At 71.4% G+C, this 12884-nt stretch carries 9 protein-coding genes; 4 read left to right on the top strand and 5 right to left on the bottom strand.

The window, feature by feature from the left end:
- Window positions 1–2 precede the first annotated feature (2 nt).
- From ABFX81_RS01790 to ABFX81_RS01770, 5 genes are all read right to left on the bottom strand, one after another.
- Window positions 3–821 carry an ABC transporter permease subunit gene (locus tag ABFX81_RS01790; protein WP_086853953.1) on the bottom strand — a complete coding sequence of 273 codons (819 nt, stop codon included), beginning with the start codon at window positions 819–821 and terminating at the stop codon, window positions 3–5.
- Complete coding sequence (locus ABFX81_RS01785; protein WP_086853951.1) at window positions 821–1759, bottom strand: ABC transporter permease subunit; 939 nt, start codon at window positions 1757–1759, stop codon at window positions 821–823. The genes ABFX81_RS01790 and ABFX81_RS01785 overlap by 1 nt, the downstream gene beginning before the upstream one ends.
- An 88-nt stretch (window positions 1760–1847) precedes the next feature.
- Entirely contained in the window at window positions 1848–3197 is a 1350-nt protein-coding gene (locus tag ABFX81_RS01780; RefSeq protein ID WP_346137524.1) for an ABC transporter substrate-binding protein, read from the bottom strand.
- A 141-nt stretch (window positions 3198–3338) separates the two neighbouring features.
- Complete coding sequence (locus tag ABFX81_RS01775) at window positions 3339–4358, bottom strand: LacI family DNA-binding transcriptional regulator (RefSeq protein WP_346137759.1); 1020 nt, start codon at window positions 4356–4358, stop codon at window positions 3339–3341.
- 279 nt (window positions 4359–4637) lie between these two features.
- Window positions 4638–5402 carry a sugar isomerase domain-containing protein gene (locus tag ABFX81_RS01770; RefSeq protein WP_086839465.1) on the bottom strand — a complete coding sequence of 255 codons (765 nt, stop codon included), beginning with the start codon at window positions 5400–5402 and terminating at the stop codon, window positions 4638–4640.
- Between the two features lie 138 nt (window positions 5403–5540).
- Here ABFX81_RS01770 and ABFX81_RS01765 point away from each other — a divergent pair, with 138 nt between their 5' ends.
- The 4 genes from ABFX81_RS01765 to ABFX81_RS01750 all read left to right on the top strand — a co-directional run bounded on the left by ABFX81_RS01765 (window position 5541) and on the right by ABFX81_RS01750 (window position 12882).
- Entirely contained in the window at window positions 5541–6425 is an 885-nt protein-coding gene (locus ABFX81_RS01765; protein ID WP_086839463.1) for an SIS domain-containing protein, read from the top strand.
- A gap of 106 nt (window positions 6426–6531) precedes the next feature.
- Window positions 6532–10740 carry a glycoside hydrolase family 38 N-terminal domain-containing protein gene (locus tag ABFX81_RS01760; RefSeq protein WP_086839461.1) on the top strand — a complete coding sequence of 1403 codons (4209 nt, stop codon included), beginning with the start codon at window positions 6532–6534 and terminating at the stop codon, window positions 10738–10740.
- A complete protein-coding gene (locus tag ABFX81_RS01755; RefSeq protein ID WP_086839459.1) occupies window positions 10737–11381 on the top strand; it encodes a malonyl CoA-ACP transacylase in 645 nt (214 codons plus the stop codon). Before ABFX81_RS01760 ends, ABFX81_RS01755 begins: the two co-directional genes overlap by 4 nt.
- Window positions 11382–11508: 127 nt before the next feature.
- On the top strand, window positions 11509–12882 hold the full coding sequence (locus ABFX81_RS01750) for an extracellular solute-binding protein (protein WP_346137523.1): 1374 nt from the start codon (window positions 11509–11511) through the stop codon (window positions 12880–12882).
- Window positions 12883–12884 lie beyond the last annotated feature (2 nt).

Raw genomic sequence — 12884 nt, 5'->3', positions numbered from 1 at the left:
CGTCAGCCCTTGACCGCGCCCGTGGACAGGCCTTCGAGGAGCTGTTTGCGCAGCAGCACGAAGAGGGCGACGGCGGGCAGGACGGCGAGGACGGCTCCGGCGAGCACGAGGTCGTACTGCCGTTGCTCCGACACGAACAGGGTCTGGAGCCCGAGCGGCAGGGTGTACTGGGAGCTGTCGGAGACCAGCACCAAGGGCCACAGGAAGCTGTTGTAGCTCTGGAGGAACTGCCAGACGGCCAAGGCGCCCAGTGAGGGCCGCAGCAAGGGCAGCACGATGGTCCGGAAGATGCCGAACTCGCTCGCCCCGTCGATCCGGGCGGCCTCCAGCACCGAGTCCGGGATGGACTGCACGATGTACTGCTGCATCATGAAGATCCCGAACGCGGGCGCCACCCAGGGCACGATCAGCGCGAACCACGGGCTGCCGAGCCCGGTCTTGACGAGGATCACGAACAGCGGCACGAGGATCACCGCGAACGGGATCGACAGGGAGCTGAACATGACGTCGAACAGCAGCCGCCTGCCCGCGAAGCGGAACTTGGCGAAGCCGTAGCCGGCGAGCGCGCACACGAAGACGGACACCGTGGTGGCGACGACGGCGACGACCGTGCTCATCAGGAACCAGCGGCCGAAGGGCTGGTCGGTGAGCAGGGTGCGGTAGTTGGCGAGGGTGAACGGGTCGGGGACGAGCCTCGGCGGGTAGCCGAAGATGTCGCCGCGCGGTTTGAACGAGCCGCTCAGCGCCCACACCAGCGGGGCGAGGAAGCCCAGGAGCAGCAGGACCAGTGCGCCGTACAGAGGTACGCGGGTGCGGGTCATCAGGCGGCCCTCCCGATGCCGAGGAAACGGTTGAAGAGCCGGCTGAGACCGAAGACCAGCACGAAGAGGACGACGGCCGCGGCGGCGGCGTAGCCGAACTGCTGGCGCTGGAAGGCCGCCCGGTAGATGAACATGGTCACGGAGAGGGTGGACTCGGCCGGCCCGCCGCCGGTCAGCAGGTACGGCTCCTCGAAGATCTGGGCCGCGCCGATGAACGACGTGACGACCACGAACGCCGTCACCGGCTTCAGCGCCGGCAAGGTGACGGTGACGAAGGTGCGCAGCCGCCCGGCCCCGTCGAGGGCGGCGGCCTCGTACAGCTCCCTGGGCACGTTCTGGAGTCCGGCGAGGAAGAAGACGGTGAGGTAGCCGGTCCAGCGCCACAGCATCACCAGCGCGATGCTCACCTTCGCCAGGCTCGGATCGCCGAGCCAGTCGACGCCGCCGGTGCCGAACAGGGCGCGCAGCACCGCGTTCGCCAGCCCGAACTGCCGGTCGAAGACCAGGCCGAAGACGAGGGCGACGAGGATGGGCGAGACCACGATCGGCACGAAGTAGGCGGTGCGCCACAGGTCCCGTACGCGCAGGCCGCGGGTGTTGACGGCCTGGGCGATCAGCAGCGCCAGCGGGACGACGACGCATACCGCGACCAGCACGAACACGGCGGTGTTGCCGAGGGCCCGGTGGAAGCTGATGTCGGTGGCGAGCAGCCGGTAGTTGCGCAGCCCCACCCAGTGCGGGGTGCCGAGTCCCACCCACTCGGTGAGGCTCAGCCACACCGAGGCGCCGACCGGGATCAGCATGAACAGGACGTAGAGGATGTAGAAGGGCGAGACGAAGAGGTAGGGCGCCCAGGACTTGCGGGGGCGGTGTTCTTCCCGGCCCGGGACGTTGTGCGTGCGTGCGGTGCCGGGCGGCCCGGCAACGGTCGTGGTCATGGTGGGTTACTCCTGATCCGCCGAGTTCGGCAGCGCCCTCAGGGGCGCGGGGAACTGCGCGACAAGCCACAGCGGCGCCGCGGACGAATTACCGCCCGGCCTGGTCATGGAAGTCCGCCGCGGTCTGCCGCAGCGCCTCCCGCGGCGACAGAGCCCCGCGGTACGCGCGCAGCAGGTTGCCGGCGAGGACGTCGTAGAGGATCGACTGGTCGGGGCTCTGGTGGAACGGCGGTACGTCCGGCAGCAGGGAGCGGTAGAGACGGAAGAGCCGCTGTCCGCCGCAGAAGTCGTCCGCGTAGCCGCCCAGGCGCGGATCGTCGTACACGGACCGGCGGGTGGGCAGGTAGCCGGTCTCGGTGAAGCGGCGGACCTGGCCGTCGTGGGTGAGCCAGGTCTTGAAGAGGAACTCCGTGGCCGCGCGGGTGTTGGCCTTGTCCTCGACGACGCCGAAGCCGGTGCCGCCGAGCGCGGCGGTCACCCCGCCGCCCTTGGTGAACCGCGGCAGGGAACGCACCCGCCACTTGCCCTTCTGCTCGGGCACGTTGGGCACCAGGCCGTAGTTCTTGTACCAGATGGCCATGGGCAGGCCGATGACCCGGCCCTGTTTCAGGGCGGTCTGCATGGCGGCCCCGTAGTAGTCGGAGACATCGACGACGAAGCCGTTGCGCAGCCCCTCGCGCAGGAAACGCAGCACCTCCTCGGCCTCCGGCGAGTCGAGGAGCAGTTCCCCGTCGGCGCCGAAGAACGCGCCGCCGCGCTGGTAGAGGAGCATCTGGAAGGACTGCACGACCTGGGTCGGGTCACTGCCCGCCGTGGAGACGACGCACAGCGAGGCGCGGTGGTCCCGGTACACCCGGGTGCCGGCCTCGGCGAACTCCTCCCAGGTCGCCATGTCCGCGGGGAGGTTGTATTCGTCGAAGAGGTCGTCGCGGTAGAAGTAGACGACCATCGGGGTGTCCGAGTCGAAGGCGTAGACACGGCCGTCCTTGCTGAAGGGGGCGGTGCGGGCCGGCAGCAGGTCGTCCTTCAGGCCGGGTACGGCCTCGATGTCGGGGGTGAAGTCGTGCAGCAGCCGTTCGGAGATGTCGCCGCGCAGCATGCGCGGGAAGCTGCCGATCTCGAAGCCCACCAGGTCGGGTGTGCCGCGTCCGGCGACGGCCTGCGCGAGCAGCTTGGTGACGATGTCCGGGGGGCCGGAGCGGGTCACCTTCAGGTGGTAGCGGAAGTCGGTGGCGCGGTCGGCCTCCGGGACGCCCTTGACGAAGAAGTCCTCGTATCCCGGGTCGTGGGTCCACAGGGAGAGGGTGACGTCGCCGGAGGTGCGGGGCGTGGTGCTGCCGCCGCCGCAGGCGGAGAGTGCGGCGGCCGTACCGAGGCCGAGGGCACCGCGCAGCAGGGTGCGGCGGGTCGGGGGGCTGGGGGACACGGAGGTGGACACACGTGACTCCTCACGTGGTGCGGCTACGGGTGGGCGGGGCGTGCGGCGGCCGTCCCGGACGGCGCACGCGGGCAGGGCGGACCGCACCGGCCGGCGGGGGTGCCGTGGCGGTGGGACTCTGGCGGTCGTAGGGGCGGGCGGTCAGGGAGCAGGCACGGGGTGGGGTGCGGGGCCCTGGTCGCGTACCGGCCCGGTGGAGGCCCGTACGGTCAATTCGACTGCCCGGCCGGGTGGTCCGGCCGGGGCGGGGCAGCCCTCGATCAGGGCGATCAGTACGTCGACGGCGCGGTCGGCGACGGCGGCGAAGTTCTGCCGGACGGTGGTCAGCGGCGGGGAGAGATAGGCGGCGGCGGGGATGTCGTCGTAGCCGACGACACTCACGTCGCCGGGGACGGCGCGGCCCGCGTCGGCGAACGCGCGCAGGGCGCCGATGGCCATGTCGTCGTTGGCGGCGAACACGGCCGTGACGTCGGAGAGTTCGGCGAGCTGCCGTCCGGCCGCGTAACCGGAGGCCGGACTCCAGTCGCCCGGTGACGGCAGCGGTGGCTCGGGTGCGCCGGCGGCGGCGAGGGCCTCGCGCCAGCCGCGCAGACGGTCGCGGGCGGCCCACCAGTCCTGCGGGCCGGGCAGGTGCCAGACGGTGCGGTGCCCCAGGGAGAGCAGGTGCTCGGTGGCCATCCGGGCGGCCGCGACACCGTCGCCGCCGACCACGGCACTCGTGCCCGGCGTCAGCTCCACGCCCTCGCCGAGGCTGACCACCGGCACGTCGGCGCTCAGTCTGAGCGGAGTGCCGTCGTCGATGGGCTCGGACAGCACGATCCCGTCCACGCCCTGCTCCAGCAACGCGTCCACGGCGGCCGAGACCTTCTGCCCTTCCAGGGTGCTGGCCAGGGCGACGGAGTACCCGGCGCGCTGCATCGCCCGCTCCAGGGCGATGAGCAGGGTCGACGGGCCGTAGAGCGAACTGCCCAGCGAGACCACGCCGATCCGGCGGTAGCGGCCGAGGAGCAGGGCGCGGGCGGCGGTGTTGGGACGGTAGTCCAGTTCGCGGATGGCCCGCAGGACGCGGTCGCGCACCTCCGGGCTGACGTGCGGTTCGCCGTTGACGACCCGCGACACCGTCTTCTGCGACACGCCGGCGGCCCGCGCGACCTCGGTCATCCCGGGGCCACGCCGGCGTCGCCCGCCGGCGGCCGGGAGGCCTCCTTCGGCTCCGCTGGCGGACATGCGCGCCTCCCGGCTCTCTGACGGTCGTGGACTACGTAGTCACCGGAGGCCGCCAGGCGGGCGGGCGGCTCATGACTACGTAGTCAGGCCAGTGTGTGAGTCCTCGGGGGGCGCGTCAATGGTCCGGACGGAAACGGTTCGCCGGCTGCCGGGCCGGGCTCACGGCAGCGGCTGCTCCGTCACGCCCTGGGGGGCGCGGAAAGCCGGTCCGGCTCAGCTCGCCGTGCGACGGATCCGGCCGGCGTACTTCTTCTCCAGCTCCAGGTTGCCCTCGAAGCCGCCGGGCACGTTGGCCGAGACGTAGACCGGCGGGCGCTCTCCGGCGGCGAGGAGGCGGCCGGCCGCCTCGGCGACCGTCATCTGGACCAGCATCACGCCGGTGAGGGTGGACAGGGCGCAGACCGAGCCGCCGCCGGGCAGTGCGAGCAGGGAGTCACCGGGCGGGGCCGCGTTGTCGAGGACGACGTCGGCGATGTCGGCGAGCTTCCGGCCGCTGGGATGGGCGGCGGGGACGGCCCGGGTGTGGGCCAGGGAGGTGAGGGCCAGGACGCGGTGGCCGTGTTCCTTGGCGTGCAGGGCCATCTCCACGATGACGCTGTTGACGCCGGAGTTGGAGATGACGACGAACAGGTCCTGGGGGTTCGGGGCGGCCAGGTCGTAGAGCCGGGCGGCCACCCCGGCCCGGCGTTCGAGGAGCGGGTCGTCGAGCACGGCCGGGTCCTCACCGCCGTAGAGGACGAGATCGGCGATGCTCAGCCGGTTGGTGGGGACCAGTCCGCCCGCGCGGCCCGCGAGTTCGAGGACGAGGGCCTGCGAATGGCCCGTGCCGAAGGCCTGGACGACACCGTCCGCGCGTACGCACTCGGCGACCAGGTCCGCGGCGGCGGCCACGTCGCCCCGGGCGGATTCGATGACCTGCTGGAGGAGGGCGAGGCTCTCCCGCGCGAACCCCTGGGCGCTCACAGACTCGACGGACACGCGACACACTCCTCACTGATGGATTGAATCACCCTACACTTCCCTGTCGGTGAATCAATAAATCACACCTCGCCCAGGCTGTCCGTCGGGTCCTGGTATTCAATCCGCGTGCGCAAGGGTGGCTGCTACCTTCTCCCCATGCCTCCCACGGACGTCACCACACTGATCCGCACCGAACTGCCCCGGCTGGCGGGGTCCCTGCGGAAGGTCGGCGAGCTGATCCTGGAGGATCCGGCCGCCGTCACCCACTGCTCGGCCGCCGAGCTGGGTCGCCGCACGGGCACCTCCCAGGCGACCGTGACCCGCTTCTGCCGGGCCGTCGGGCTGGACTCCTACCAGCACCTGCTGATCGAACTGGCCCAGGAGCGCGGCCGGGGCGAGGTGTCCGACTGGGGGACCGCCGAGATCGGTCCCGACATCTCCCCGGACGACAGCCTCGAACGGGTCGTCCAGGTCGTCGGCACGGCGGACCTGCGCGCCATCCAGCAGACCATCGACCGGATCGACCTCGACGCGCTGGAGCGCGCGGCCCAGGCCCTGGCCCGCGCCCGGCGCATCGACGTCTACGGCGTCGGCGGCAGCGGGGCGGTGACCCAGGAGACCGAGACCCGGCTGTTCCGCATCGGCTGCGCGGTCCGCGGCTGGACCGAGGTGCACGCGGCCGCCACCTCCGCGGCCCTGCTCACCCCGGCGGACGTGGCCATCGGCATCTCCCACTCGGGGGCGACCCGCGAGACCCTCGAACCGTTCGAGACGGCCAAGGAGCGCGGCGCCACGACGATCGCCCTGACCACCGATCCGCGCTCGCCGCTGTCCAGGTCCGCCGACATCAGGCTCATCTCGTCCTCCTCGGAGACCAGCTTCCGGGCCGAGAGCATCAGCAGCCGGCACTCCGTCCTGATGCTCGTCGACTGCCTGTACGTCCGGGTCGCCCAGCTCACCTACCAGCGTGCGAGCGCGTCGCTGGCACTGACCGACCACATCACCCCGCAGCACGCGGTGAAGTCCCGGCGAGCCAGGTGACCCGACCGGCCGTGCATGGATGAACCACCAAGTTGACGTGAAGATGGTTGTTTGAATCACTCCTGCCGTGCAGGATGGGGCTCCCCAGAGCACTCGTAGGAGCCCCATGCGCGTCACCTCTGTCGAGTCGACCGAGCTCTTCACCGGGACCACCGAGCAGCCGCGACAGGTGGTGGCCGTCGAGCTGAGCCACACTCCGGGCCGGACCGTGCGGCTCACCGTCGAGGGCCCGGGCCTCACCGGCACCACGGAGACCGCCGTCGGCGAGGACGGCACCGTACGCGCCGAGATCCCCGTCACCGGCGAGGACCTGGTCCCCGGCGACCGCCGCGCGATCACGGTCACCGCGGCCGACGGCGACGAAGTCACCTCCCGCACGGGCGAGTTCACCGCGGCCGAGCCCGGCTGGACCATGTTCATGGTCAGCCACTTCCACTACGACCCGGTCTGGTGGAACACGCAGGGCGCCTACACGGAGACCTGGGACGTCGCCGACGACCCGGGGAGCAGCGGACTGCCCGCCCGCACCTTCGACTCGCGCGGCCAGTCCGGCATGAGCCTGGTCCGGGCCCACTGCGACCTGGCACGGCGCGACCCGGCGTACACGTTCGTGCTCGCGGAGGTCGACTACCTCAAGCCCTACTGGGACGCCTTCCCGGAGGAGCGCGCCTTCCTGCGGCAGCTGATCCGCACCGGCCGCGTCGAGATCATGGGCGGCACCTACAACGAGCCCAACACCAACCTCACCGGCGCCGAGGCGACCATCCGCAACGCCCTGTACGGGGACGGCTTCCAGCGCGGGATCATCGGCGCCTCCCCGGAGACGGCCTGGCAACTGGACGCCTTCGGGCACGACCCGCAGTTCCCGGGGCTGATGGCGGACGCCGGGGTGAGCTCCAGTTCATGGGCGCGCGGGCCGTTCCACCAGTGGGGGCCGACCCTGTCGGTGTTCGGCGAGGAACCGAGGGACCCGGGCCGGATGCAGTTCCCGGCCGAGTTCGACTGGATCGCCCCGTCGGGGCGCGGCCTGCTGACCGCGTACATGTTCAACCACTACGGCGCCGGCTGGGCCATCGACAACGCGCCCGCCCTGCCCGAGGCGGAGGCCGCCGCGTACACGCTCTTCCAGCGGCTCAAGCAGGTCGCCCTCACCCGCAACGTGCTGCTCCCGGTGGGCGGGGACTACGCGCCGCCGTGCCGCTGGGTCATGGACATCCACCGCGACTGGAACGCCCGGTACGTCTGGCCGCGCTTCATCAGCGCGATCCCCCGGGACTTCTTCGCCGCCGTCCGCGCGGAACTGGAGGCGGAGGGCCGCAGGGCATCACCCCAGACCCGCGACATGAACCCGGTCTACACCGGCAAGGACGTCTCCTACATCGACACCAAGCAGGCCCAGCGGTACGGCGAGACCCTCCTCGCCGACGCGGAGGCCTGGGCGACGCTCGCCTCCCTCGTCACCGGCCGGCCCTATCCGGACGCGGCCCTGGACAAGGCCTGGCGGCAACTCGTCTACGGCGCCCACCACGACGCCATCACCGGCTCGGAGTCGGACCAGGTCTACATCGACCTGATGACCGGCTGGCGGGAGCTGCACGATCTGGCCGTGAGCGTGCACGCCGACGCGACCCAGGCCCTGGCCGACGAGGTCGCCCCGGGCGACGGCCCCGACCTGGTCGTCTTCAACTCCGCGACCTGGGAGCGCCGTGACGTGCTGACGGTCGACGACCCGGGGCTCGTGCCCCGGGGGCTCCCCGCGGTCCGCGAGGACGGCCGGCTCCATGTCGTCGTCCCGGAGGTGCCGGGCATGGGCCTCACGGCGCTCCCGCTCACCGAGGGGTCCGCCCCCGGCTGGGCGCCCGGCGAGGGCCTCACCATCCGCAACGAGTTCTACGAGGTGACGGTCGACCCGGCGCGCGGCGGTGGCGTCAGCAGCCTGCGCGCACTGGCCGAGGGCGGCCGGGAGCTGCTGCGCCCCGGGGACATCGGCAACGAGATCGTCGTCCAGGAGGAGTACCCGAGGCATCCGCGCTTCGGCGAGGGCCCCTGGCACCTCACCCCGACCGGCACGACCGCGGCCCGCGGCCGGGACGTGACCGCCGAGGTACGCGTCGAGCACTCCCCCGCCGGTTCCCGTCTCACCGTCACCGCCGACCTCGGTCTCTTCCGCTGCACCCAGCGGCTGACGCTGTGGCAGGGCGTCGACCGGCTCGACCTCACCACGACCGTCGACGGGTACGACGGCGCCGACCGGCTGATCCGCGTGCGCTGGCCCTCGGACGTTCGGGGCGGGCTGCCGGTGCACGAGGTGGCGGACGCGGTGATCGGGCGCGGGTTCGGCTTCGTGGAAGTGGACAGCGAACGGTTCCCCTGGACGCTGGACAACCCCGCCAACACCTGGTTCGGTCTCGGCTCCACCGCCCGCGTCGCCGTCCACGACGACTCCGGCGTCCTCCTCGGACACCGCTCGATCGGCGTCGCCGAACTCATCCATGCCGACTGGGACATCGCGGGCGACCTCGGCACCCCGCTCGCGGCGGCCCTGGTCCGCGCCGGGGTCACGGCCACCTCGACGATCGCGGACGGCCCGCGCTACGGCGACCTGGAGGTCGACTCCAACCTCCCGGACCTCCGGATCGCCGTCGGCGGCCCCGACCGCAACGCCGTGGTCGCCGAGGCGCTCGGCTGGGACCCGGCGGCCGGGCGGGAACTGAAGCGCCAGTTGGCCGAACGGGGCGTGGCCGCCGTCTGGGTCGCACCGCGCGCCTGTCTGCGCGAGGAGTGGATCCCCGGGGCCGATCTGCGCGATCTGGAGCGCCTGCCGCTGCTGGTGGTGGCGGGCGCCCGCCCCGAGGACGACGCCGAGGCGGTCGACGCGCTGATCGCCGACCTGGACGACTTCACGGTGAGCGCCACGGCCGCCGGCGGCGGCGAGGCCCTGCCACCGGGTGACGCCTGGGACGGCCGCAGTTTCGCGATCCTCAACCGCGGCACGCCCGGCTGCGTGGTCACGGCCTCCGGCGACCTCTACATGTCCCTGATGCGCTCCTGCACCGGCTGGCCGTCCGGCGTCTGGATCGACCCACCGCGCCGTACGGCCCCCGACGGCTCGGGGTTCCAGCTCCAGCGCTGGTCGCACACCTTCGAGTACGCCGTCGTCGCGGGCACGGGCGACTGGCGCGCACTGCGGCTGCCGCAGGCGGGTCACGCGTACAACCGTCCGCTGACGGCACGGCTGCGGCAGTCCTCCGGTGCCCTGCCCCGGGAGGCCACCCTGCTCGGTCTGGAACCCGCCGGCGAGGTGCTGCTCGACGCGCTCAAACCGCTCGGCTCCCCGCTGGCCCGGGGCAGCGAGGCACCCGTGGATCCGGGGCGGGGTCTCGTCGTCCGCGTGCACGAGGTCGACGGCCGGCCGGTACGGGCACGGGTGGCCGGGCCGGTGGCATGGGCGGCGGGCGCCCGAGCCGACGTCCTGGAGAGGCCCGGGGCGCCCCTCGTCCCGGAGGAGACCGGCGGCCTCGGAGTCGACCTGACCGGCTTCGAGGTCGCCACCCTCCTCGCCACGCCGGCCCACGCGCCGGAAAGCGCGGTCGGCCCCGGTATCGCCGCCCACGAGCCCGCCCAGCCCGTCGCCACCCGCTACTGGCTGCACAACTCCGGCCCCGCGCCCCGCGGCAACATGCCGGTCGCCGTGTACCTCTCCCCCACCGCCCTCACCGCCGACGGCCCCGTCACCGCGACCGTCCGGGTCTCCTCGGAGCTCACCGACGCGCCGGTGTCGGGCACGGTGGCCTTCGAGGTGCCGCCCGGCTGGAGCACCGAGCCCGCCGAACTGCCGTACGCGCTCGGCCCCGGCGGCTTCACCCTCACGGACATCACGGTGACACCCCCGCCGGACGCCGCCCCCGGCCGGCACTGGCTCGCCGCCCGGCTGTCGTACGGCGGGCAGACGTACGAGGACGTGGTGGCCCTGGACGTCGCGGGCGGGCACAGGGGCCCGACTCTGGTGACAGAACTGGGAGTTCAGCGCGTGTCCGTGCGCCGGGGCGAACGGGCCCGGGTCCCCGTGACCCTGCGGAACCCCACCCGCGGCCCCGTCGACGGCACCCTGTGGGCCGTGTCCTCCTGGGGCACCTGGCCCGGGGTCACGCCAGGCTGCCAGGGCTTCACAGTGCCGGGTGGGGAACAGATCGAGTCCTTGATCGAGGTGAACGGCGACGCGATCCCACCGGGTTCGTACTGGCTGATGGCAAAGACGGCCTGGCACGGCTGCGTGGCCTACACGAGGGCAGTGGAGCTGGAGGTGACGCCATGAGGGAGGAGTACGCGGCTCTTGTTCGGGACAATCCGATCCCGAAGCAGCACGTGGAAACCTTCCTGAGCACCGTTGCCCCCAGGGGCGCGGGGCACTGCGCGACCAGCCACGACGCCGCCGCACAAGCAAGACGACACCGCCAACAACGACGCTGGGCAACCCAGGTCATCATCACAGACGAACTCGCCCGCCAAGCCTGCGCGGAACGCGGCCTGCCCCCACCGGACGACGTCCTGCCGATGCACCTGCTCACCATCCCGGAAACCGACGTCGCCGACCTGGGCAGCATCATCGCCGCAGCACTCGCCCACTCCCCCGCCGCCCGAGCCCTGCTGGCCGACCTGGAACGCGAGCAGCACATCCCGGAGACGGCCGTACGGGACTACTACGTCCGCAACCGGGACCGCTTCCTCACTCCCGACGCCCTGCGCCGCGGCGTCGACCCCTACGACGATCCGGCGCCCTCGGACATCCAGCCCTACGCGCACGTCCACGACGGCGTCGCACAGAGGCTGCGGCACGCCGCAGCCCGGCGCGCGTTCTTCAACTGGCTCGACCGGGCAAGGGCGGACGTCGTGTACGCCGAAGGCCACGAACACCCCGGCGACCCCTCCCATCCGGACCACGAACACCGCCACTGATCGCCGTACGCAACCGAACAGCAACACGGCAAACCATTGACCTCCGATGAATTCTGGTCCACATTTTCATCAATCAAAGTCCAACTTGGTGATTTGATCCAGCATGACTGGTCCCAGGAGGGCAGCAATGCGCGCAAGAAGACTCACCGGATCCCTGACCTGTCTGGTCGTCCTGACGCTGACGGCCGCCGGCTGCGGCCTGGCCGGCGGCGGTTCGGACGGCGGCGACGCCACCGCCGGCGGCTGCAAGGTCGACAAGGGCAACGTCGGTTCCGGGAAGCTCTCCGGCGAAGTCAAGGGAAAGATCACTTTCCAGACCACCAACCTGAAGAAGGACTTCGGGAAGTACTTCAACGGCGTCATCGACGCCTTCGAGCAGGCCCACCCCGGCACCGAGGTCAACTGGATCGACGACCCGGGCGACGCCACCTTCACCCAGCGCCTGGTCGCCGACGCGCAGGGCTGCACGCTGCCGGACGTGGTGAACATCAACGTCAACACGGCGGTGGCGCTGACGAAGAACGGCTACCTGCTGAACCTGGACGACAAGGCACCGGACGCGGGCAAGCCGTTCGCGCCCGCGCTGTGGAAGTCGAGCATGTACGCCGACGCGGACGGCAAGAAGGTGCACAGCGTGCTGCCCTGGTACTCCGGCGGCATCGTGCAGACCTTCAACACCGACCTGATGAAGAAGGCGGGCCTGGATCCCGCGAAACCTCCGACGACCGTGCTCGGCCTGTTCGACGACGCGGAGAAGATAGCCAAGGCCTCCGGCGGCGAGTACTACGCGTTCCTCGCCAACCCGCAGCTGCGCATCCCCGCCGACTGGCAGCAGATGGGCATCAAGATCCTCTCCCCGGACGGCAAGAAGTTCACCTTCGCCGACGATCCGAAGACAGCTCAGTGGGTCGAGGCCATGACGAAGCTCTACAAGGCCGGCGGCATGCCGAGGGACTCCCTGTCCTCCACGCAGGACCCGGCCAACGTCTACGGCCAGGGCAAGCTGGTCTACGGCCCCACCAACCCCAACTTCCTGCGGTTCATCCAGCAGAACAACCCGAGCGTCTACAAGAAGACGGGCGTGGCCCCCTTCATGCTGGACGCCCTCGGCCACACGGTCGGCGCCCCTCAGTACATCGGCACCGCGTCCACCAGCAAGAACGCCTCGACGGCGCTGGCCTTCGGGCGGTTCCTGACGAACGCCGAGAACCAGCTCGCCTGGGCCAAGGACCCGAACGTCGTCATCTTCCCGTCCACCACGGCCTCCCTGAACGACCCGTTCTTCCAGTCGGTCAAGGGCGATGACCCGTTCGCCGAGGCACGCAAGATCGTCGCCAGTGACCGCAAGACCGCCACGGCCGACGAGATCGCGCTGACGCCCGGTGAGCTGAACGCCATCTCGGCCCAGATCCAGCTGGCGATGCAGGGCAAGAAGAGCGCCGAGGACGCTCTGAAGGAGGCGCAGTCCAAGGCGAACCAGCTGATCGAGCAGGGCAGTTGAGG

The organism is Streptomyces coeruleofuscus, from assembly GCF_039532725.1.
Lineage (GTDB): Bacteria > Actinomycetota > Actinomycetes > Streptomycetales > Streptomycetaceae > Streptomyces > Streptomyces coeruleofuscus.
Note: the sequence above shows the minus strand (reverse complement) of the source record. Positions and strands in the feature narration are given on the sequence as shown.